At 71.7% G+C, this 21035-nt stretch carries 18 protein-coding genes; 10 read left to right on the top strand and 8 right to left on the bottom strand.

Annotated elements, in window-relative coordinates; all coding sequences use genetic code 11:
- Nucleotides 1-20 precede the first annotated feature (20 nt).
- Nucleotides 21-1379 carry a threonine/serine exporter family protein gene (locus ABEA34_RS06440; RefSeq protein WP_345520413.1) on the top strand — a complete coding sequence of 453 codons (1359 nt, stop codon included), beginning with the start codon at nt 21-23 and terminating at the stop codon, nt 1377-1379.
- Here ABEA34_RS06440 and ABEA34_RS06435 read toward each other — a convergent pair.
- Together ABEA34_RS06435 and ABEA34_RS06430 are read right to left on the bottom strand one after the other, a co-directional pair.
- Nucleotides 1376-2212 carry an SDR family NAD(P)-dependent oxidoreductase gene (locus ABEA34_RS06435; RefSeq protein WP_345520412.1) on the bottom strand — a complete coding sequence of 279 codons (837 nt, stop codon included), beginning with the start codon at nt 2210-2212 and terminating at the stop codon, nt 1376-1378. The two genes, ABEA34_RS06440 and ABEA34_RS06435, sit on opposite strands and share 4 nt — an antisense overlap.
- On the bottom strand, nt 2209-3717 hold the full coding sequence (locus ABEA34_RS06430; RefSeq protein WP_345520411.1) for a flavin-containing monooxygenase: 1509 nt from the start codon (nt 3715-3717) through the stop codon (nt 2209-2211). The genes ABEA34_RS06435 and ABEA34_RS06430 overlap by 4 nt, the downstream gene beginning before the upstream one ends.
- Before the next feature lie 48 nt (nt 3718-3765).
- Here ABEA34_RS06430 and ABEA34_RS06425 point away from each other — a divergent pair, with 48 nt between their 5' ends.
- Nucleotides 3766-4365: a TetR/AcrR family transcriptional regulator gene (locus ABEA34_RS06425; RefSeq protein ID WP_345520410.1), complete on the top strand. Its 600-nt coding sequence runs from the start codon at nt 3766-3768 to the stop codon at nt 4363-4365.
- Here the strand turns inward: ABEA34_RS06425 and ABEA34_RS06420 are convergent.
- Both ABEA34_RS06420 and ABEA34_RS06415 read right to left on the bottom strand, forming a co-directional pair.
- On the bottom strand, nt 4349-5767 hold the full coding sequence (locus ABEA34_RS06420) for a sensor histidine kinase (protein WP_345520409.1): 1419 nt from the start codon (nt 5765-5767) through the stop codon (nt 4349-4351). The two genes, ABEA34_RS06425 and ABEA34_RS06420, sit on opposite strands and share 17 nt — an antisense overlap.
- Nucleotides 5764-6474 (bottom strand): response regulator transcription factor, encoded by a 711-nt coding sequence (locus tag ABEA34_RS06415; RefSeq protein ID WP_345520408.1) that lies wholly within the window; start codon nt 6472-6474, stop codon nt 5764-5766. The genes ABEA34_RS06420 and ABEA34_RS06415 overlap by 4 nt, the downstream gene beginning before the upstream one ends.
- Before the next feature lie 117 nt (nt 6475-6591).
- Here ABEA34_RS06415 and ABEA34_RS06410 point away from each other — a divergent pair, with 117 nt between their 5' ends.
- Nucleotides 6592-6879, top strand: coding sequence for a hypothetical protein (locus ABEA34_RS06410; protein ID WP_345520407.1), 288 nt, complete (start codon nt 6592-6594; stop codon nt 6877-6879).
- Here ABEA34_RS06410 and ABEA34_RS06405 read toward each other — a convergent pair whose 3' ends face one another.
- Nucleotides 6880-8391 carry an FAD-dependent oxidoreductase gene (locus ABEA34_RS06405; RefSeq protein ID WP_345520406.1) on the bottom strand — a complete coding sequence of 504 codons (1512 nt, stop codon included), beginning with the start codon at nt 8389-8391 and terminating at the stop codon, nt 6880-6882. It abuts the gene before it with no gap.
- 65 nt (nt 8392-8456) lie between these two features.
- On the opposite strand from ABEA34_RS06405, the gene hrpA reads away from it, so the two are divergent.
- From hrpA to ABEA34_RS06375, 6 genes are all read left to right on the top strand, one after another.
- The gene (hrpA, locus tag ABEA34_RS06400; RefSeq protein WP_345520405.1) at nt 8457-12212 is read left to right on the top strand and encodes an ATP-dependent RNA helicase HrpA; all 3756 of its coding nucleotides are present in this window, start codon (nt 8457-8459) and stop codon (nt 12210-12212) included.
- Nucleotides 12209-12802, top strand: coding sequence for a hypothetical protein (locus tag ABEA34_RS06395; protein ID WP_345520404.1), 594 nt, complete (start codon nt 12209-12211; stop codon nt 12800-12802). Before hrpA ends, ABEA34_RS06395 begins: the two co-directional genes overlap by 4 nt.
- A 127-nt stretch (nt 12803-12929) precedes the next feature.
- Entirely contained in the window at nt 12930-13364 is a 435-nt protein-coding gene (locus ABEA34_RS06390) for a type II toxin-antitoxin system PemK/MazF family toxin (RefSeq protein WP_345520403.1), read from the top strand.
- 103 nt (nt 13365-13467) lie between these two features.
- The gene (locus ABEA34_RS06385) at nt 13468-14790 is read left to right on the top strand and encodes an ABC transporter substrate-binding protein (protein ID WP_345520401.1); all 1323 of its coding nucleotides are present in this window, start codon (nt 13468-13470) and stop codon (nt 14788-14790) included.
- A 461-nt stretch (nt 14791-15251) separates the two neighbouring features.
- The gene (locus ABEA34_RS06380) at nt 15252-16520 is read left to right on the top strand and encodes an HNH endonuclease signature motif containing protein (RefSeq protein WP_345520399.1); all 1269 of its coding nucleotides are present in this window, start codon (nt 15252-15254) and stop codon (nt 16518-16520) included.
- Nucleotides 16521-16615: 95 nt separating this feature from the next.
- A complete protein-coding gene (locus tag ABEA34_RS06375) occupies nt 16616-16975 on the top strand; it encodes a hypothetical protein (RefSeq protein WP_345520396.1) in 360 nt (119 codons plus the stop codon).
- Between the two features lie 12 nt (nt 16976-16987).
- On the opposite strand, the gene ABEA34_RS06370 is transcribed toward ABEA34_RS06375, so the two are convergent.
- The gene (locus ABEA34_RS06370; protein ID WP_345520394.1) at nt 16988-18274 is read right to left on the bottom strand and encodes a ribonuclease D; all 1287 of its coding nucleotides are present in this window, start codon (nt 18272-18274) and stop codon (nt 16988-16990) included.
- 4 nt (nt 18275-18278) lie between these two features.
- Nucleotides 18279-18917: a DUF3000 domain-containing protein gene (locus ABEA34_RS06365; protein WP_345520392.1), complete on the bottom strand. Its 639-nt coding sequence runs from the start codon at nt 18915-18917 to the stop codon at nt 18279-18281.
- 70 nt (nt 18918-18987) lie between these two features.
- On the opposite strand from ABEA34_RS06365, the gene hemE reads away from it, so the two are divergent.
- Nucleotides 18988-20031, top strand: coding sequence for a uroporphyrinogen decarboxylase (gene hemE / locus ABEA34_RS06360; protein WP_345520390.1), 1044 nt, complete (start codon nt 18988-18990; stop codon nt 20029-20031).
- Here the strand turns inward: hemE and ABEA34_RS06355 are convergent.
- Nucleotides 20016-20939 carry a DUF4349 domain-containing protein gene (locus ABEA34_RS06355; protein ID WP_345520388.1) on the bottom strand — a complete coding sequence of 308 codons (924 nt, stop codon included), beginning with the start codon at nt 20937-20939 and terminating at the stop codon, nt 20016-20018. The genes hemE and ABEA34_RS06355 overlap by 16 nt on opposite strands.
- Nucleotides 20940-21035: the final 96 nt, after the last annotated feature.

Genomic DNA, 21035 nt, shown 5'->3' with positions numbered 1-21035 from the left:
GGACTGCCACCATGGCGGCCATGCCCGAAGCACGCGAGCTCAACCTGACCCTGGACTTCTGTCTCCGGGTCGGTGAGCTGCTGCTCTCGTCCGGCGCCGGCGCGGCGGACGTCACCGCCGCGATGCAGTCGCTGTCGTGGCAGCTCGGCGCCCGCAACCCCGAGGTGGACGTGACGTTCACGTCGTTGTCGATGAGCTACCAGTCCGACCCCGAGGAACCGGCGTACGTCCTGATCCGGCAGGTCAAGCACCGCGACATCGACTACGAGGACCTGACGCTCGTCGACCACCTCACGCGCGACGTGCTCAACGGCGACTGCGACCTCAAGGAGGCCCGCACGCGCCTGGGCCGGATCGTGTCGTCCGGCCACGCGCTGCCGCGCTGGGCGGTCAGCCTCGGGTGGGGCGTGATGTGCGCGGGTGTCGGCCTGCAGCTCGGAGGTGACCTGGCGGTCGTCGTGATCGCCTTCTTCGCCGCCGTCAGCATCGACCGGCTCCAGCTGGTGATGTCGCGGCGCCGACTGCCGGCGTTCTACCGACAGGTCGCCGGCGGCGGGATCGCGACGGTGATCGCGGTGCTCGCGGCGGCCATCCGGCCCCTCGACCTCGACCCGTCGCTGGTCGTGACCGCCAACATCATCATGCTGCTCGCCGGCATCGGCTTCATGGGCGCCCTGCAGGACGCCCTGTCCGGCTTCTACGTCACCGCGGGTGCGCGGCTCACGGAGGCGCTGCTCGCCACCGCCGGCATCATCGCCGGCGTCAGCGGCGGCCTGACCTTCGGTGAGGTGATCGGGGTCGACGTCGGCCAGATCGAGCCCGGCGTCGGGGCCGACCTCAAGGGAGTGCCGGTGATGGCACTCGGGGCCGCCATCTGCGCCGCGGGCTTCGCGTTCGCGTCGTACGCGCCGCGCCGCAGCTTCGTGCCGATCGGGCTGATCGCCGCCGCGGCGATGGCGATCTCGCAGTCGATCACCATCGGCGGGTTCGGACGCACCTGGCCGACGGCGTTCGCCGCCACGTTCGTCGGGTTCATCAGCTACGGCATCGCCGCCCGGCTGCGGATCCCGCCGCTGGTGATCGTCGTGTCCGCGGTCGTGCCGCTGCTGCCGGGCCTGTCGATCTACCGCGGCCTCAGCCTGCTCGCGGAGGGCGGCACGCAGACGTCGGAGGGGCTGCTCGCGCTGATCACCGCAGCCTCGGTCGCGATCGCCCTGTCGGCGGGCGTGATCCTCGGCGAGTACGTCGCGCAGCCGGTGCACCGCGAGGCGCAGCGGCTGGAGAACCGCCTGGCCGGCCCCCGTCTGGTGGGCCCGCTCCGCGCGCGGCCGTCACGCGCCAACCGGCGCGAGCGCCGCAAGCGGCAGGACGAGCCCTAGACGACCTTGGTGGGCGCGAGCTTCTTGGCGCGGTTGGCGACCACGTCCTGGTAGCGAGAGCCGAGCAGCTTCGCCAGCTGGTGCACGGCGTGGGCGTCGATGCCCACCAGCACCCGCGCCTTGTCGGTCTCCACGCCCTTGAGGATGATCTCGGCGGCGCGCTCGGGCGCCATCCGGGCGAGGCTCTTGTCGAAGAACTTCGCGCTCTCGACGCCGTCCTCCTTGTCGGAGTAGCGGGCGTTGCGGGCGATCGCGGTCTTGATGCCGCCGGGGTGCACGACGGTCACGCCCACCGGGTGGCCCGCGACCAGCATCTCCTCACGGACTGCCTCGGACAGCCCGCGCACGGCGTACTTCGCGGCGTTATACATGCTCTGGCCGGGCATCGAGATCAGCCCGAAGAGCGACGAGATGTTCACCAGGTGACCGTCGCCGGAGGCGATCAGGTGCGGCAGGAACTCCTTGGTGCCGTGCACGACGCCCCAGAAGTTGATCCCCATGATCCAGTCCATGTCGGGGTACTCGAGGTCGACCAGGTCGCCGGCGAGCGCCACCCCGGCGTTGTTGATGACGAGGTTGACGCCGCCGAAGTGCTCGACGACCACGGCCGCGTACGCCGCGAACGCGGCGCGGTCGGCCACGTCGAGGTGGTCGGAGCGCACCTCGCGGGCTCCCACGTTCTTGACCAGGTCGACGGTTTCGGCGAGCCCGTCGTCGTTGACGTCGGAGAGCGCCAGCCGGGCGCCCCTGCCGGCGAGGTCGACCGCGAGCGCGCGGCCGATGCCGGAGCCCGCGCCCGTGATCACCGCGACCTTGCCGTTGAAGCTCTTCATGCGGGGACGTCCTGTCGGGTCGAGGTGGTCGTTCGTCGTACGTCGTAGGCGTCGGCGTCGAAGCGCGCGAGCTGGCGCCGGAAGGTGATCGTGGACTTCGGCCACAGGGTCGTGTTGCGCCCGTGCTCGTCGAGGTACCAGCTGGAGCAGCCGCCGCGGGTCCACACGGTGCGCCTCATCCGGCGCTGGAGGTCGGTGTTCCACCGCTTCGTGGCCCGGGGCCGCGGCTCGATCGAGGACCAGCCCCGCGCGCGCATGGTGCGGATCGCGTCGCGGACGTAGGCGACCTGCGACTCGATGATGAAGACCATGCTGGTGTGTCCCTGGCCGGTGTTGGGGCCGACCAGCATGAAGAGGTTGGGGAAGCCGGGGATCGTGGTGCCCTTGTAGGCCGCCATCCCGCTCTCGCGCCAGGTGTCGGCCAGCGTCCGGCCGCTCGTGCCCGTGATCTGCTCGGTCACCGGCAGCTCGGTCGTGTAGAAGCCGGTGGCCACGACCAGCACGTCGACCGGCCGCTCGACGCCGTCCGAGGTGACGATCGCGTCGCCGGTCACCTTGGCGATCCGGTCGGTGACCAGCTCGGTGTTGTCGGCCGCGAGCGCCGGGTAGTAGGTGTTGGAGCGGAGCACCCGCTTGCAGCCGAACTCGAAGTACGGCGTCACCTTCGCGCGCAGCGCCGGGTCCTTGATGCCCTTGGCGATGTTGGCGGCCGCGGCCTTCTTGGCCGGCGCGGCCATCCTCGGCTCGATCGTGAACGCCGGCACGTAGCCCTCGTGCGCCCAGTAGATGCCGGTCCGGTAGAGCCGGCCCAGGGCCGGCACGGTGCGGAGCAGGCGGCGCTCGAGGGCGCCGTACGTCCGGTCGTTGCGCGGGATCACCCACGGCGCGGTGCGCTGGTAGACGTCGAGGTGGCCGGCGACCTGCTGCATCTCGGGCACGATCTGGATCGCGGAGGCGCCGGTGCCGATCACGGCGATGCGCTTGCCGGTGAGGTCGACGGAGTGGTCCCAGCGCGCCGAGTGGAAGAGGTGGCCCTGGAAGTCCTCGATGCCCTCGATGTCGGGCAGCTTGGGCTCGGACAGGCCGCCGGCGCCGAGGATCAGCGTGGTCGCGGTGATGGTGCGGGGGCCGGCGGGACCGGTGACCTGCGCCGTCCAGCGGCCGGCCGCCTCGTCCCACGAGGCGTCGTCGAACGCGGTGTCGAACACGAAGCGGTCGAGGGTGCCGGACCGCTCCGCGACACCGCGGATGTAGTCCTGTATCTCCGGGCCGGGGGAGTAGGAGCTGCTCCACTCCGGGTTGGGCGCGAAGGAGAACGAGTAGAGCTGGCTGGGTACGTCGCACGCCGCGCCCGGGTAGGTGTTGTCGCGCCAGGTGCCGCCGACGTCGGAGGCCTTCTCGACGACGAGGAAGTCGCGCTCGCCGTCCTCCTGGAGCTTGATCGCGGCGCAGAGTCCCGCAAAACCGGCACCCACGATGAGATGGTCGACGTGTTGCACCTTCATGCGCCGACCGTACTTCCGTTATTGAACGACCGTCAATAGAGTGAGCACGTGAGCACCACCCCCCGCACCCGGTTGTCGCCCGAGCAGCGACGCGAGCAGCTGCTCGACCTCGGGGTCCGGCTGCTGGCCCACCGCTCGCTCGACGAGCTGTCGATCGACCTGCTCGCCGAGGAGGCCGGGATCTCCCGGGGTCTGCTCTACCACTACTTCGGCAGCAAGCAGGCGTTCCACGAGGCCGTGGTCCGGCACGCTGCCGACGACCTGATCGCCCAGACCACACCGCCGACGGACGGCGACCCGATGGAGCGGCTGCTGATGTCGGTGACGGCGTACGTCGACTACGTGATCGCCAACCACGAGGGCTACGTGTCGTTGGTGAAGGCGGCCGCCGGCGGCAACGAGAGCCTGAGGGCGATCTACGACGATGCGCGGTCGGCGCTCAACAGCCGGATCTTCCGCGAGGACGTCGACGGCGAGATCATCCCCGACACCCCGGCCACCCGGCTCGTCGTACGCGGCTGGTCGGCCATGACCGAGGAGCTGGTGCTCGCCTGGATCGACGACCCCGGCGGCGTCAGCCGGGAGCGGCTGCTGGCGATCGTCGCGGGCTCGCTGCGCGCGGTCGTCGGGATCATCCCTCCAGGGTGACGTCCACCGTCGTGTCGCCGGGTGTCGACCGGAGCGTGACTCGGCCACCGTGCGCGGACACGATCGCGTCGACCAGGGACAGGCCGAGGCCGACGCCCATCTCCTGACCGCGGGTCCGCGCGACGTCGCCGCGGGCGAACCGCTCGAAGGCGTGGTCGACCAGGTCCGGTGGGAAGCCGGGGCCGTCGTCGTGGACGGCGAACCCGTCGCGGCGGACCGCGACGGTCACCGTCGTCCCGGCCGGCGTGTGCTTGCGGGCGTTGGTCAGCAGGTTGGTGATCACCTGGTGCAGGCGCAGCCCGTCGCCGGGGACCATCGCGGGGGAGTCGATCAGGTCGTCGGGGATGTCGACCCGCCAGCGGTGCTCGGGGTCGATGACCCGCGCGTCCGAGACCGCCTCGACCAGGAGCCGGGTCAGGTCGACGGGCTCGCGCTCGAGCGGGCGGCCGGCGTCGAGGCGGGCGAGCAGCAGCAGGTCCTCGACCAGCGAGGTCATCCGGTCGGACTCCTCCTCGACCTTGTCGAGGGCGGTGCCGAGCATCGCGGCGTCGTCGGGACGTCGACGGGCGAGCTCGGTGTAGCCGGCGATCGTCGCCAGCGGCGTCCGCAGCTCGTGCGAGGCGTCGGCGACGAACTGCCGTACCTGCTGCTCGCTGCGGTGCCGGGCGGCCAGCGACGTCTCGACGTGCTCGAGCAGCGCGTTGAGGGCGGAGCCGACCTGGCCGACCTCGGTCCGCTCGTCGGTGAGGTGCTCGGGCACCCGCTCGGTGAGGTCGATCTCGCCCTCGGCGAGCGGCAGCTCGGACACCGAGTGCGCGGTCGCGGCCACCTCGCGCAGCGGGCGCAGCTGGCGGCGTACGACGACCAGGGCGGCGCCGGCGGCGACGACGACGGCGAGGACGGCGAGCGCCAGCTCGAGCCACATGAGGTCGGTCAGCGTCTGGTCGACCTCACCCTGCGGCAGGCCGACCACGAGGTCGCCGTCGGCGAAGGCGTCGCTGGCAGCCACGCGGTAGGTGCCCATCCCGGGGATCTCGACGCTGTGAGTGTGTCCATCGACCGGGACGTCGGCGACCGATCGCGCCGTCGACGTGGAGAGCGTCTTCCTTGCAGGAGGACCGGTGCCGTCGTCGCTGATCATCTGGCCGGCCGGCTCGCCGCTGTCCGGGAGGGCGACGACCACGGTGCCGACCTCGGACCCGAAGCCGGGAGCGCGACCTGCCCCGTCGATGGTGCGGCTCAGGGCCTGCTGCACCTGGCGGTCGAGCTGGTCGAAGAGATAGGTGCGCATCGCGATCGTCGTCGATGCACCGATGAGCACGGAGACGACGAGGACCAGCAGGACGGTCGTGACGACCAGCCGCGACGTCAGCGACCGGAACCGGTCGCGGAGCCTGGTCATGACGCCGGCTTGAGCACGTACCCGGCGCCGCGCATGGTGTGGATCATCGGCTCGTGCCCGGCGTCGATCTTCTTGCGCAGGTAGGAGATGTAGAGCTCGACGACGTTGGCCTGGCCGCCGAAGTCGTAGTTCCAGACCCGGTCGAGGATCTGCGCCTTGCTGAGCACCCGGCGCGGGTTGCGCATCATGAAGCGCAGCAGCTCGAACTCGGTCGCGGTCAGGGTCACGTCCTGCCCGCCGCGGCGTACCTCGTGGCTGTCCTCGTCGAGCTCGAGGTCGCCGACGGTCAGGACGGACGACGTCACGGCCTGCTGGGCTCCGGCCCGCCGCATCAGGGCGCGCAGCCGCGCGACCAGCTCCTCCAGGGAGAAGGGCTTCGTGACGTAGTCGTCGCCGCCGGCGGTCAGGCCGGCGATGCGGTCCTCGACGGCGTCGCGGGCGGTGAGGAAGACGACCGGCAGGTCGGGCTGGGTGGCGCGCATGCGGCGCAGCACCTCGAGGCCGTCGAAGTCCGGGAGCATCATGTCGAGCACCACGGCGTCGGGCTTGAGGTCCTTGGCGGCGGCGACCGCCTTCGCGCCGGTGTGCGCCGCGCGCACCTCCCAGCCCTCGTAGCGCAGCGCCATCGACACGAGCTCGGCGATGTTCACCTCGTCGTCGACGACGAGCACGCGCAGGGGAGAGCCGTCGGGTCGGGTCAGGTCCATGCCGGACACCTTGCCGACAGTACCTGTGCCTTTCCTGTGAGCGCCCTGTGCTGACCTCAGGACATGCTCACCGCTCGGCCACAGGTTCTGCACAGGTCGCCCCGTCACCCTCAGGCCATGACCGAGCAGACCGTGACCGTTCCACCCGAGACTCCACCGGCCGAGCCGGCGCCGCCGAAGGTGCGCCACACCCTCGGCCTCCCCGTGGTCGGCGCCGTCGCCGCCGCCACCCTGCTGATCGGCGGCCTCGCCGGCGGCATCATCGGGTACGCCGTGCACGGCGACTCCGACGGCGGCCGGCCCGACTTCCGGCAGGGTGGCCCGGGCCAGCGCTTCCAGCAGGGCGGGCCCGGCCAGCAGCAGGGTCAGCATGGCAACCCGCCGCAGCCGCCCAGCAACCGCTAGCTAGCCGGCGATGTCCCGCACGGCCAGGGAGGCGAACACCATCGCCGAGCCGAGCGGGGCCCCCGGGCCGGGGTAGACGCTGCCGAAGACCGAGGCGACCGAGTTCGACGAGGCGTAGAGCCCGGCGATCGCCGAGCCGTCCTCGCGGAGCACCCGGCCGGCCGCGTCGGTGACCAGGCCGCCCTTGGTGCCGAGGTCGGAGAGCACGAACCGGGCCGCGAGGTACGGCGGCTGGTCGCACGGCGTCAGCGCCTTGTTGGGCCCGGTGCCGCCGGCGAAGAACGTGTCGTACTCGTCCTCGCCGCGCCCGAAGTCCTCGTCGACGCCGCTTACGCAGAAGCCGTTGAAGCGCTCGACGCTGGCGGCGAGCGCGTCGGCGGGTACGCCGGTCAGCTCGGCCAGCTCCGCGAGCGTGTCCGCCTGCACCCAGGTGCCGGCGGCGAGGTGCTCGGCCGGTTCGCCCTCGGGCATCGCGATCGCCGGCAGTCGCCCGCCCTCGCGGGAGTCGAAGACGAACCAGGACGGGATCCGCTCCGGCGCCTTGGCCATCTCGCGCCCGAACCGGTCGTAGGGCAGGCACTCGTTGGCGTAGCGCTTGCCGGTCGCGTCGACCATCAGCCCGGACCGGAAGCCGAGCGTGAACGAGCCGCCGCCGTCCGGCTGCTCCAGGCCCGGGCAGAACCAGCCCACGCCCCGGAAGTCGGTGGCCGCGCCGATCGAGATGCCGGCCTGGATCGGCTCGCCGGTGTTGGTGTCGCGGGGCGCCATCGTCCAGGCCACGTCACCGGGCACGCCGTGCTCGGCGCGCAGCGCGGCGCTGCCCTCGAAGCCGCCCGCGGCGACCAGCACGCCCCGTCGGGCGCTGATCACCAGCGGACCCTCGGCGGTCATGGCGGCGACTCCGACGACGCGTTGGTCGTCGACGACCAGCCCGGTGACGGGCAGGTTGGTCCGGATCTCGCCGCCGGCCGCGACGTACAGCGCCGCCAGCCGGGCGATTAGGGCCTGGCCGCCGCTGAGGGTGTTGCGCCCGCCCTCGCCCGCGCGGTCGCGCTCGACCGGCGGGCGCACCAGCTCGGCGACCTCGGGCGGCAGCTCGCCGCGCTTGATGCTGACGGGCTGGATGGAGCGGCCCATGGTGACGCGACCGGGGGCGTCGTAGTACTCGGCGAACGGCAGCCACTCGAAGGGCAGTCCCGCCTCCTCGAGCTCGGCGACCAGCTCGGGGGAGTGGGCGAGGAACGCCTCCACCTTCGCGGCGTCGGGGTCCTCGAGGATCGCGCCGAGGTAGTCGCGGGCGCCCTCGGTGGAGTCACCGATCCCGGCGCGCTGCTGCACCTGGCTGCCCGGGAGCCAGCACGCACCACCGGAGTACGCAGAGGTGCCGCCGATCAGCGGCGTCTTCTCGACCACGACGGTGGACAGACCGGCCTTCTGGGCGAGGAACGCCCCCGTCATCGCCCCGCCTCCGGAGCCCACCACCACGACGTCGTACTGCTGTGCCTCGGTCATGCCGGGATCCTAGAACACGTTCTAGATGCAAACCCCGTGGACGACCCCGGCACAATGGATCCGCCATGACCGACGAGCTCCAGATCTCCTATCCGCCGGAGCTGCCGGTCAGCCAGCGCAAGGACGACATCGCCGAGGCGATCCGCGACCACCAGGTCGTGATCATCGCGGGCGAGACCGGGTCCGGGAAGACGACCCAGCTGCCGAAGATCTGCCTCGAGCTCGGCCGCGGCGTCCGGGGCAAGGGCGGCGGCGGGCTGATCGGGCACACCCAGCCGCGGCGGATCGCGGCCCGCTCGGTCGCGGAGCGGATCGCCAGCGAGCTGGGGAGCGAGCTCGGCGACCTGGTCGGCTACCAGGTCCGGTTCACCGACCGGACCTCGAAGGCGAGCCGGGTCAAGCTGATGACCGACGGCATCCTGCTGGCCGAGCTCCAGCGCGACCGGATGCTCAAGAAATACGACACGATCATCATCGACGAGGCGCACGAGCGCAGCCTCAACATCGACTTCCTGCTCGGCTACCTCAAGCGGCTGCTCCCGCGGCGGCCGGACCTCAAGCTGATCATCACGTCGGCGACGATCGACGTGGACCGCTTCGCGCAGCACTTCGACGCCCCGGTGATCGAGGTCTCCGGGCGGACCTACCCGGTCGAGGTGCGCTACCGGCCGCTCATGGACCTCGACGGCCAGGACGAGGACGGCGAGGTCGTCGTGCGCGACCAGACCGAGGCGATCGTCGACGCGGTCAAGGAGCTCTCGGCCGAGGGGCCTGGCGACATCCTGGTCTTCCTGCCTGGCGAGCGCGAGATCCGGGACACCGCCGACGCGATGAAGGACCTGCCGCGGACGGAGATCGTGCCGCTCTACTCGCGGCTCTCGGCGGCCGAGCAGCACCGGGTGTTCTCCTCGCACGGGGCGTCGGTACGCCGCGTCGTGCTCGCCACCAACGTCGCCGAGACCTCCCTGACCGTCCCCGGGATCCGGTACGTCGTGGACACCGGCGTCGCGCGCATCAGCCGCTACTCGGTGCGCACCAAGGTGCAACGCCTGCCGATCGAGCCGATCAGCCAGGCGTCGGCCAACCAGCGCTCGGGCCGGTGCGGCCGGGTCGAGGCCGGCATCGCCGTACGCCTCTACTCGGAGGAGGACTTCGACGGCCGACCGGAGTTCACCGACCCGGAGATCCTGAGGACCAACCTGGCCAGCGTCATCCTGCAGATGACGTCGCTCGGGCTCGGTGACATCGCGCAGTTCCCGTTCGTCGAGCCGCCGGACAAGCGCAACGTCTCGGCGGGGGTGCAGCTGCTCGAGGAGCTCGGCGCGCTGTCGACGGGCGATGCCCGCCTGACCCAGGTCGGGCGCCGGCTCGCCCGCCTGCCGATCGACCCGCGGCTGGCGCGGATGATCCTCGAGGCCGAGCGCCTCGGGTGTGTCCGCGAGGTGATCGTGATCGCGGCGGCGCTGTCCCTGCAGGACCCGCGGGAGCGGCCGGCCGACTTCCAGGCGCAGGCCGATCAGCTGCACGCGCGCTTCAAGGCGGAGGGCAGCGACTTCCTCACCTGGCTCAACCTGTGGCGCTACGTCAAGGAGCAGCAGCGGGAGCTGTCGTCCTCGGCGTTCCGCCGGATGTGCAAGCGCGAGTACCTCAACTACCTGCGCGTCCGCGAGTGGCAGGACTTCGAGTCCCAGCTGCGCCAGGTGGCCAAGGAGATGAAGATCGAGGTCGGCCAGCCGGCCGATCTCCCGGACGCGGACGGCATCCACCAGGCGCTCCTGTCCGGCCTGCTCTCCCACATCGGGCTGCTGGAGGAGAGGGAGAAGGAGAAGTCCGGAGGCCGACGGCCGATGCGCGAGTACCTCGGCGCCCGGGGCGCGAAGTTCGCGATCTTCCCCGGCAGCGGGCTGGCCCGCAAGCAGCCGCAGTTCCTGATGGCCGGTGAGCTCGTCGAGACCAGCCGGCTGTGGGCCCGGCAGAACGCGGCCATCAAGCCCGAGTGGGCCGAGAAGCTCGCCGGTGACCTGGCGAAGCGGACCTACTCCGAGCCCCACTGGAGCAAGAAGCGCGCGGCCGTGATGGCCCACGAGCGGGTCACGCTGTACGGCGTACCTCTGGTCGCCGACCGCCTCATCTCCTACGGCAAGGTCGACGTCCCGCTCGCCCGGGAGCTCTTCATCCGCCACGCGCTCGTGTACGGCGAGTGGAACACCCGCCACCGCTTCATGGAGACCAACCGGCGCCTGCTCGAGGAGGCCGAGGAGCTCGAGCACCGCGCCCGGCGCCGCGACATCGTCGTCGACGAGCACACGCTCTTCGACTTCTACGACGCGCGGGTCGGGCCCCAGGTGGTCGGCGGCGCGCACTTCGACCAGTGGTGGAAGCAGGAGCGGCGTCGACGTCCGGACCTGCTCGACTTCGACCTGTCGATGCTGACCCACGACACCGCCGACGAGGTGAGCGCCGGCGACTACCCGGAGCTCTGGGACGGCGGGGGGCTGACCTTCCCGATCAGCTACCACTTCGAGCCCGGTGCGGCCGACGACGGCCTGACTATCGAGGTGCCCGTCGCCACGCTCAACCAGGTGGAGGCCGACGACTTCTCCTGGAACGTCCCCGGCCTGCGCGAGGAGCTCGTCACCAGCCTGATCCGCAGCCTGCCCAAGAACCTCCGGGTCTCGTTCGTCCCGGCGCCCAACAAGGCGCGGGAGTTCCTGGCCGCCGTGCCGCCGGGGGAGGAGCCGCTGCTCGACGCCCTCGAGCGCTGGTGCCGGTCGACGACCGGCGTCGTCGTCCCCCGCGAGGCATGGGACTGGTCGAAGGTCCCCGAGCACCTGCGACCGACGTACCGCGTCGTCGACGAGAACGGCCAGGAGCAGGCCCGGGGCAAGGACCTGGAGGCGCTGAAGGAGCCGCTGCGGCCCCAGTTCGCGGCTGCCCTCGCCGAGGTCGCGACCGACAGCGGGCTGGCGCGCACGGGCGAGACGTCCTGGGTGTTCGACCCGATCGAGGCGTCGTTCGACCAGGTGCGGGCGGGCCACCAGGTGCGCGTCTTCCCGGCCCTGGTCGACGAGGGTGCGACGGTCGGGCTGCAGGTCTTCGGCACCGAGGAGGAGCAGGAGGCGCGGCACCGCCTCGGCGTGAGCAGGCTCCTCCTGCTGGCGATCCCGTCACCCGTTCCGACGATCCTGCGCGACCTGACCAACGTGGAGAAGCTCGGCCTCGCGGGCTCGCCGTACCCGAGCGTCGCCGAGCTGCTCGAGGACTGCCGGGCAGCCGTCGTGCAGGCGGTCGTCGACGCGCGTCCGACGGTGCGGGACCGGGCGGCGTACGACGCGCTGCTGGTCGAGGCGAGGCGCGAGCACGAGGCGCACCTGCGCGCCACGATGGCCGACGTGATCCGGGTGCTCTCCGGATGGCGGCAGGCGGAGAAGGCGCTGAGCGGCCGCGCCGAGATGCTGATGCTGCCCGCCCTCACCGACATGCGGGCGCAGCTCGCGCGACTGGTGCACGGCGGGTTCGTCGCCGAGGCCGGCGCGACCCAGCTGCGCCGCTACCCGACCTACCTCGCCGCGCTCGAGCAGCGCCGCGAGCGGCTCGACGGCAACCTCCACCGCGACCGGCAGCTGATGGACCAGGTCGCCGACCTCCAGGACGCCTACCTGCACCAGGTCGACGCGCTGCCTCCGGGCCGGCCGCCCGGCGCGCACCTGCGGCAGGTGCGGTGGATGCTCGAGGAGTACCGGGTCTCGCTGTGGGCCCAGCAGCTCGGGACGCCGTACCCGGTCAGCGACCAACGCATCCGACGTAGCCTTTCGTCGTGACTGACAGGATCCACCACCGGCCCATGACGCCCGGCGCCAACTACTTCGAGGCGCTCGTCGGCGGCACGGACCCGGCGCTCGTGAGCGAGGCCGCCGACCGGGCGGCACAGCTGCTGGTGCGCGGCACCCGCGAGGTCGGCGACGCGGAGGTCGCCGACCGGCTGCTCCACCTGGCGGACACCGAGGGCATCGAGACCATCGCCGAGGTCTGGTCGGGGTCGCCGGCGGACTCGCTGGCCGGCTGTCTGTGGCGGCTCTACCTGCTGCGCTCGTGGGTGTACGCCGAGCCGGTGCGCGTCTCCCGCGAGTTCGAGGCCGGCCGCACCGCCCAGGTCGCGCGCGTCGTCGCCGGCGTAGCCGACCCGCCCGGACCGGAGCAGCTGAAGGCCATGGTCGACGAGGTGCTCCGCGGGATCGCGGGCAGCGACTTCGCCGACGTGCTGCTGCGCGCGGCCGCGTTCGCCCGGGTCGTCGCGACCGGCCGGGCGTCGCTGAGCGACCGCACCGACGCCGAGGTGCAGCGGATGCTGGTGCTCTCCGAGCAGCTCGAGACGGCGGGTCACCTCGAGCTGGAACAAGGGCTGGCCTGACCCGGTTAGACTCTGCGAGGGGTACGCCGGACCGCGGCAGCCCCGGGTCCCAAAATTAGCCGCCACGAGCGGCCACGCGCCGTGAGGCGCTCCCGGTCCGGCGTACTCCTTCTTCTAAGGTGCGAGGATGCGACTCCTCCGGCGGCTCTTCAGCCGTCCCGCTCGGTCCGGGCCCGCGGCCGTCTCGTACGCACCGCGCGCCGACGGCCGCCCCGACCCCGGTGAGGTGGTGTGGGGCTGGGTCCCGTTCGAGGAGGACCCGCAGCAGGGCAAGGACCGGCCGGTGCTCCTGATCGGGGTCCAGGGCGGCAGCCTCCTCGGGCTGATGCTGACCAGCAAGGACCACGACCGCGACGCCGAGCAGGAGGCGCGGTGGGGCCGGCACTGGATGGACGTCGGCACCGGCGACTGGGACCGGCAGCGGCGGCCCAGCGAGGTCCGGCTGGACCGGTTGATCACGCTCGAGCGTTCCGCCGTACGTCGCGAGGGTGCCGCGCTCGACCGGGCGACGTTCGATCGGGTGGTCGCCGCCGCCCGTCAGTTCCACCCACTGGGTCGCTAGGGTGGTCCGGCCCGGGCCTGCCCGGGCTTGTGTGCGAGCGCAGGTCTGAGGAGGTCTGGTGAGGGTTACCCGGGGACTCGTGGCGTGCGTCGCGGTTGCGTCCGTGCTGACGACCGCTGCGTGCACGGGCGACTCGTCGGACCCCGCCCCGCCGGAGCCGAGCCCGAGCTCGACGGCACCGCCGGACAAGCTCACCTTCGGTGTCGTCGGTCCGCGCGACGTGCAGCGCGCCTTCCGCGCGACCGTCGACGCCTGGAACCTCAACCCCGACACGATCGACGTGACCATCCAGAGCTGGCCGACGCAGGCCGCCATGCGCTCCGCCATCGAGCAGGGCACCCCGGTCCCGGACGTGTTCATGTCGTCGCGGTCGGACCTCGCGTGGCTGCTCGAGAACCAGTACAACCAGCCGGTCGACGAGCTGCTCGACGAGCGGGGGGTCGAGTTCGGCGACACCTACTCCCGCGACGCGCTCGAGGCGCTCAGCGCCGACGACCACCTGCAGTGCATGCCGTACGGCGTCACGCCGACCGTCATCTACTACAACAAGCGCCTGGTCAACTTCAACCGCATGCGCAACCGCGGCCTCGACGTACCGGACGAGGACGCGACCAGCTGGTCCTTCGACCAGTTCACGACGGCAGCTGAGTTCGCCAGCCGCCCCGCCCGGGGCTCGAAGGGCGTCGACATCGCGGCGACGGTCCAGGGGCTCGCCCCGTTCATCCGGTCCGGCGGTGGCACCGTCTTCGACGACGAGGACAAGCCCACGTCCCTCGCCTTCTCCAGCGACAGCAGCAAGGACGCCCTCGAACGCACCCTCGAGTTGCTGCGCAACCCGCAGGTGACCCTCGACGAGACCCAGCTCGACGAGGCGTCGGCCGTCCGGTGGTTCCTGCGCGGCAAGCTCGGCATGATCGCCGGCGACCGCTCGCTGACGCCGGTCCTGCGCCAGAAGAGCAACCTCGACTTCGACGTGATGCCGATGCCCAAGCTGGACGGCGCGTCGACGGTCGGCGACGTGACGTCGCTGTGCATGTCGGCGAAGACCGCCAGCCCCTCCCTCGCGGCGGACTTCATGGTGCACGAGGTCTCCGCCGACTGGGTCGGCCTGGTGGCGAGCACCGGCTACCTCCAGCCCGCCAACGTCGAGGTCGCGCTCTCCGACGACTTCCTGCAGCCCGGCCGCCGCCCCGAGCACTCCACGTTCTTCAACTCCAGCGTCCGCTCGATGTCCGTGCCGCCCCTGATCGACACCCTCCCCGAGCTCGAGGAGACCGTGGCGCCCAGCCTCCGGCAGCTGGTCTACGGCGTCGGCGTGCTCGACCTCGACGCCCTCACCACCCAGATCGACGACGAGTCGAAGCCCGTCCTCGACCCCGAGTCCGCCTCCGACACCGCCAGCCCGTCGGAGTCACCCAGCGAGTAGATCGACTGTCAGTCGGTTGCGGGTGCGTTCGGGTCGGTCGCCGATAGGCAGCTACGCCGGGTACGGCGGGCGGCGGGTTGCAGTCGTCGCCCGGCTTTCCGGTGGTCGAGCAGGGAGCGCCAGCGAGCGTCGTCGAGACCTCCGCAGCGTAGGCGGGGCGATGTGCGTTGGCTGCGGGTCTGTTCGGGTGGGCCGCCGATAGGCAGCTACGCCGGGTGCGGCGGGCAGCGGGTTGCGGTCGTCGCCCGGCTTTTCGGCTTCCCCGGTGGTCGAGCAGCGAGCGCCAGCGAGCGTCGTCGAGACCCCCGCAACCCGACCGCCGACGTCGGCCCACGGGGGTCTCGACAGACTCGACCACCCCAGCAAGACCTGCCAAAAAAATCTGAAGCGGGTGTCCACATCCCGGTCAAAACAACGGTTTTCAGGGTCTGAATGTCGGTGGCCAGTGCTTGGCTAGACCCATGAGCGAAGGCCAGAACACCACCGGAACCGGGGAGTCGTACGACTCGCCGGACCAGGTGCTGGCGGCGCTCCACGACCGCCACCTGGTGGTGAACCAAGCAGAGATCGACAAGCTCCACCTTGCCGTGCAGTGGGCGGTCATGAACCCCACCGACACGATCGGCGACGCCGCCACCGTGGACGGCACCCAGGGCGAGCTCGCGGTCGCCGGACCTGGTGCCCCGTTGGTGGCGGAGTTCTGCGTCGGTGACCTCGCCCTCGCGTTGGGGATGTCGACCGACGCCGGCCGCACCTACCTGGGTGACGCGGTGGAGATCCGCTACCGGCTCCCGAAGATCTGGGCCGCCGTCACGACGGGTCGGGTGCAGGTCTGGAAGGCCCGCAAGATCGCCCAGGCCACCAAGCCGCTGTGCCGTGACGGTGCGCGTCACGTGGACGCCCACCTCGCGCACCACATCGGGCGGTGCTCGTTCGCGCAGATCGACCGGGCCGTCGAGGACGCCATCCGCCGGTTCGACCCCGAGCTCGCCGAGAAGCGACGCCGGGAGGCCGCCGACGAACGCTGCCTGGACGTCGACCTTCAGCAGGTCTCCTTCAACGGCACCGTCCACGTCGACGGGGAGCTCGACCTGGCGGATGCGATCGACTTCAACGACGCCCTCGCCGCCGGCGCCAAGGAGCTCGCCGACCTCGGCTCCACCGAGTCGTTGAACGTCCGCCGGTCGATGGCCGCCGGGGCGCTCGCCCGCCGGGAGCTCACCCTCGACCTAGGGACCGGCGAACAGTCCGACGAGCCGCGGCCTCAGCGCAAGCGGGAGCTGGTCATCTACGTCCACCTGTCGGAGGCAGGCGTCGCCGGTGTCGAGAACTCCCGGTCCGCTATCTCGGTCGACCAGGTCAGGGGCTGGTGCGCCGGCACCAACACCAAGGTGATCGTCCGCCCGGTCATCGACCTCAACGAGCACCTGTCGGCGGACGCCTACCGGCCCACCGAGGCGATGCGGGAGCAGGCGGTGCTGACCAACGCGACCTGCGTCTTCCCGCACTGCACCCGACCGGCAAGACCCGCCGACCTCGACCACCTCGAGAACTTCGACGGCACCAACACCGAGTCCGTCAACCTCGCCCCGCTCTGCCGGGGTCATCACCGCTACAAGACCCACGGCGGCTGGACCGTCACCCGCACCAGCCCGACGACGTTCACCTGGACCACTCCGTACGGGTACTCCTACGCCTGGGACACCACCCACACCCGACATACCCGCTGACCACACCCCGCCGGCACCGCCGGCGGGGCCACAGCCATGTCCAGAGGCGCGATATCTCGGTGGCCCGCGTCCGGCTGCGGACCTAGCCTGCTCGAGTGATCGAGATCGCGTCCCGGAGCAACCGACTGCCGCCGCCACCCACGATCGTCTGGGGATCGCTGACCGAACCGCACCAGCCGGGTGCCCGGCCGTGGCTGCGGCTGCTGGACGATGAGGTCGAGCCGGAGCTGGTCGAGGCGGAGCATCCGGTGCGGGTCGTGTGGACATCGCTCTGGCCAGCCAGGCCGCGTGACCAGGTGCACCTGGACCTCGCCGACGGCGGGGGGATGGACACAAGGGTGCGATTCCGCTTGCTCACGCCGGACGAGCCGCCCGACGAGATCACAGCACGCGGACTACGGCGCCGGCTCAGCGAGCTGCTGTTCGCAGACCTGCGGTACTCCTACGGCCAGTGAGAGCAGCCGAGGTCAGGCGTCGGAGTCGGCGTCGGAGTCGGGCACGACGACCTCGGGCTCGACGTCGGCGGTGAGGATCGCGTCGACGAGGACCGGGCCGGCGAGGTCGATCTGCCACGGACGGGCGCCGTACCCGGCGAGCTGGTCGGCGACGGCGGCGGCGAGCTTCTCCGGGTCGCGGGAGGACGGCGGTGTCCAGAGCGTGCGGCGGAGGTAGTCGGGCGTGAGGACGTTCTCGACGGGGAGGTGCTGCTCCTGGGCGAGCTCGGCGAGCGCCTCGCGGGCCAGGACGAGACGGCGGGCGGCGACGGGGTCCTTCTCGGCCCAGGCGCGCGGCAGCGGGGGCCCGTCGCCGCGCGGGGCGCGGGTCGGCAGGTCGTCCTCGTCGAGCTCGGCGGCGCGGGTCAGGGCGGCGACCCAGCGGGAGGCGTAGCGGTCGGCACCGCGGCCGTGGAAGCCCTTCGTCGCCAGCAGCGCGTCGCGGTCGGTCGGGAGTGCCGTCGCCGCGGCGATGATCGCGGCGTCCGGCAGGATCCGGCCGGGCGTCACGTCGCGCTGCTCGGCGATCTCGTTGCGCGTCTCCCACAGCTCGCGTACGGCGCCGAGCGCGCGTCGGCCGCGGACCCGGTGGACGCCGGACGTACGCCGCCACGCGTCGACGCGTACGGCGGGGACGAAGCTGCGCAGGTAGTCGAACTCCTGCTGGGCCCACTGGTCCTTGCCCGTCTCCACGAGCTCGGCGGCGAGCAGGTCGCGCAGCTCGACGAGGACCTCGACGTCGAGCGCGGCGTACTCCAGCCACGGCACCGGCAGCGGCCGGGTCGACCAGTCGACGGCGGAGTGCTCCTTGGCGAGGTGGAAGCCGAGCAGGGTCTCGACCAGCGTCGCGAGCCCGACCCGGGGATAGCCGAGGAGACGGCCGGCGAGCTCGGTGTCGAAGAGCTCCGTCGGGTAGAGCCCGACCTCGTTGAGGCACGGCAGGTCCTGGGTCGCCGCGTGCAGGATCCACTCGGTGCCCTCGAGCGTGCGTTGGAGCGGCTCGAGCGACTCGAAGGCGATCGGGTCGACGAGGAACGTCGTCGTGCCCTCCCGCCGCAGCTGGATCAGGTAGGCGCGGGACGAGTAGCGGTAGCCCGACGCACGCTCCGCGTCGATCGCCACCGGACCGGTGCCGGACGCCAGCTGCTCGCACATCTCGGCCAGGGCCTCCGGGGTCTCGATGACCGGCGGCAGGCCGTCGCGCAGGGTGAGCAGCGGCGGGGGAGGGGGAGCGGGCGCGGTGGTCTCTTCTTCGGTCATCGGGTCAGCGACCGCCGCCGCGCTGGCCGCGCCGGCTGGGCATCACGGCCACGCCGTCGGGGACCGGCGGGAGTCCGGCGGAGGTGCACAGGAGCTCGCCCCACGCCTCGACGTGCGGGGCGAGGTCGAGCGGCGCCAGGTCGGGCGCGTCCTCGGGAGCCACGGGCGTCCAGGACGCCCGGATCTCGATCTGGGCGGTGCCGCCCTCGTCGGCCATCCCGCCAAAGCTCTCGGTGGCCACGCGGGTGACGGTACCCGAGGCGGCGACGTACGACGCACCGTGCTCGTCGAGCGCCTCGGTGAGCCAGGTCCAGCCGACCATCGCCAGCATCGGGTCGGTGATCAGCTCGAGGTCGACCTCGGCGCGGGCGTAGGCGACGCAGCGGAAGGTGCCCGACCACGCCTCGTTGCCTGCGGGGTCGTGGAGCAGGATGATCCGGCCGGTCCCGACGTCGACACCGTCGACGGTCACGTCGGCCGAGAGGGCGGACGCCCAGGGGGCGATCCGCTGGGGCGCCGGCATCTCCTCGCACAGGATCTCCGGCCGCAACCGGGCAGCGTGCATGGTGGCCACGGCCTCGCGGAACTCGGCCGGAGCCGTGCTCGCACCCGTTGCCGGGTGTGTCTCCTGCCCGACCACCATGTCCTCACAGTAAGTCGGCCCGTGCGCTGCCGATGTGCGAACACGCCGACTCACCTGCGAGGCTTCGTCCATGCCCGACCCGCACGAGGACCTCCGCAACAGTGCTTTCCTCAAGGCGGTCCGCGGCGAGCCCGTCCCGCACACGCCGGTCTGGTTCATGCGTCAGGCGGGCCGGTCGCTGCCCGAGTACCTCGCCATCCGCGAGGGCGTCGGCATGCTGGACTCCTGCATGGACCCGGAGCTGGTCGTCGAGATCACGCTCCAGCCGGTGCGTCGGTACGGCGTCGACGCGGCCATCTTCTTCTCCGACATCGTGCTCCCGCTCAAGGCGATCGGGGTCGACCTCGACATCAAGCCCGGCATCGGCCCGGTGGTCGCGAAGCCCGTCCGCAGCCTGGCCGACGTCGCGGCGATCCCCGACCTCACCGCGGAGCACGTCCCGTACATCACGGCGGCGGTGCGCGGCCTGGTCGCCGAGCTCGGCGGTACGCCGCTGATCGGGTTCGCGGGCGCACCGTTCACGGTCGCGTCGTACCTGGTCGAGGGCGGTCCGTCGAAGGACCACGCCAAGACCAAGGCCATGATGTTCGGCGCCCCCGACGTCTGGGACGCGCTGATGCGCAAGATCAGGGGCATCTCCGCGGCGTACCTCGAGGTGCAGGTCGCCGCCGGTGCCTCCGCCGTCCAACTCTTCGACTCGTGGGCCGGCGCGCTCACCCCGCGCGACTACCGCGAGCACGTGATGCCGCACTCGTCCTGGGTGCTGCAGCGGGCCGGTGCGCTCGGGGTGCCGCGCATCCACTTCGGCGTCGGTACGTCGAACCTGCTCGGCCTGATGGGCGAGGCCGGCGCCGACGTGGTCGGCGTCGACTGGCGCACCCCGCTCGACGACGCCATCGCGCGGGTCGGCGACCGGTCCGTGCAGGGCAACCTCGACCCGACCCTGGTCTTCGCCCCCACCGAGGTGATGACCTCGCGCGCCGCCGAGGTGATCGAGGCCGGGCGGGCCGCCCGTGGCCACGTCTTCAACCTCGGCCACGGCGTCCTGCCGTCCACCGACCCCGACCAGCTCAAGCGGCTGACCGAGTTCGTCCAGGGCTACCCGCTCGACTGAGGCGTACGCCGTCGCAGGGCCCGGACCAGCAGCAGCGTCGGGATGCCCACGATAAGGACCACGACCAGCCACGGCAGCAGTGCGCCGAGGGCGGTGGCGAGCCCGACGGCGAAGGTCGACAGGGCGCCCCAGCCGGCCTTGAGCCCGGCGACGAAGCCGGCGTCGTCCTCGTCCTCGGCCGCCGCCGCCTTCTTGTCCGGGGTCCGGTCGATGCTGACGGCGATCGTCGACATCGAGGTCTGGTCCGCGAGGTAGGCGGCCTGCTGCTCGAGGGCGTCCAGGTCGGCCTGCCGCTGCGAGAGCTCGGACTCGATCGCCATGATGTCGCGGATGCTGGTCGCCTGCTGGAAGAGCACGGTGATCCGGGCGATGCTGCGCTTCTGCACCCGCAACCGGGTCTGCACGTCGATCACCTGGGTGGTGACGTCCTCCTGCTTGGTCTTCGCGTCCTCGAGCTTGCCGATGGCCTTGAGCTCGCCGACGGCCTCGTCGAACTCGTCGGACGGGATCCGCAGCACCATCCGGGTGTAGGTCGGCTCGCCGTCCTTGTCGGACTGGCTGTTCTCGTCGGTGACCTGCCCGGAGTGGCGGTCGACGACCTTCTGCACGTCGATCTGGGCCTGACCCACGTCGTCGGCCTGCAGCGCGATGCTGCCCTTGCGGATGAGCGCCTGCTGCTCCGCGACCACGGGCTCGGCGCGCGACCCCTCGTCCGGCTTCGACGCGATGCTGTCGACGTTGTCGCCGTCGACGAGCTGGTTGCCCTGGCGCTCGGCCGCGGGCGCGTCGGCGGCGACGGAGCTCGAACCGCCGGAGTCATCCTCACCGCCGCCGCCGGAGCAGCCGGTGAGAGCGAGCGCCGTCACGAGCAGCGCGGGGAGCAGGAGGCGAGTGGGCGTCTGGGTCATGCCCGGTCGGACGGCGCCGCCACAGGATCGGTTCCCGCGGCGATGAACTCCGGCTGGTCGATCTGCATCGGTGACAGGTCATGCCTCTCACCCCTC

This window comes from Nocardioides conyzicola (assembly GCF_039543825.1).
In the GTDB taxonomy this organism is placed as follows: domain Bacteria; phylum Actinomycetota; class Actinomycetes; order Propionibacteriales; family Nocardioidaceae; genus Nocardioides; species Nocardioides conyzicola.
This window is presented reverse-complemented; position numbering and strand designations above follow the sequence as displayed.

Coding starts and splice junctions, on each gene's coding strand:
- ABEA34_RS06410 (WP_345520407.1), top strand. CDS start 6,592: ATGACCGAGCAGACCGTGACCGTTCCACCCGAGACTCCACCGGCCGAG.
- ABEA34_RS06405 (WP_345520406.1), bottom strand. CDS start 8,391: ATGACCGAGGCACAGCAGTACGACGTCGTGGTGGTGGGCTCCGGAGGC.
- ABEA34_RS06435 (WP_345520412.1), bottom strand. CDS start 2,212: ATGAAGAGCTTCAACGGCAAGGTCGCGGTGATCACGGGCGCGGGCTCC.
- ABEA34_RS06370 (WP_345520394.1), bottom strand. CDS start 18,274: ATGACCGAAGAAGAGACCACCGCGCCCGCTCCCCCTCCCCCGCCGCTG.
- ABEA34_RS06365 (WP_345520392.1), bottom strand. CDS start 18,917: ATGGTGGTCGGGCAGGAGACACACCCGGCAACGGGTGCGAGCACGGCT.
- ABEA34_RS06380 (WP_345520399.1), top strand. CDS start 15,252: ATGAGCGAAGGCCAGAACACCACCGGAACCGGGGAGTCGTACGACTCG.
- ABEA34_RS06390 (WP_345520403.1), top strand. CDS start 12,930: ATGCGACTCCTCCGGCGGCTCTTCAGCCGTCCCGCTCGGTCCGGGCCC.
- ABEA34_RS06415 (WP_345520408.1), bottom strand. CDS start 6,474: ATGGACCTGACCCGACCCGACGGCTCTCCCCTGCGCGTGCTCGTCGTC.
- ABEA34_RS06420 (WP_345520409.1), bottom strand. CDS start 5,767: ATGACCAGGCTCCGCGACCGGTTCCGGTCGCTGACGTCGCGGCTGGTC.
- ABEA34_RS06355 (WP_345520388.1), bottom strand. CDS start 20,939: ATGACCCAGACGCCCACTCGCCTCCTGCTCCCCGCGCTGCTCGTGACG.
- ABEA34_RS06430 (WP_345520411.1), bottom strand. CDS start 3,717: ATGAAGGTGCAACACGTCGACCATCTCATCGTGGGTGCCGGTTTTGCG.
- hemE (WP_345520390.1), top strand. CDS start 18,988: ATGCCCGACCCGCACGAGGACCTCCGCAACAGTGCTTTCCTCAAGGCG.
- ABEA34_RS06440 (WP_345520413.1), top strand. CDS start 21: ATGCCCGAAGCACGCGAGCTCAACCTGACCCTGGACTTCTGTCTCCGG.
- hrpA (WP_345520405.1), top strand. CDS start 8,457: ATGACCGACGAGCTCCAGATCTCCTATCCGCCGGAGCTGCCGGTCAGC.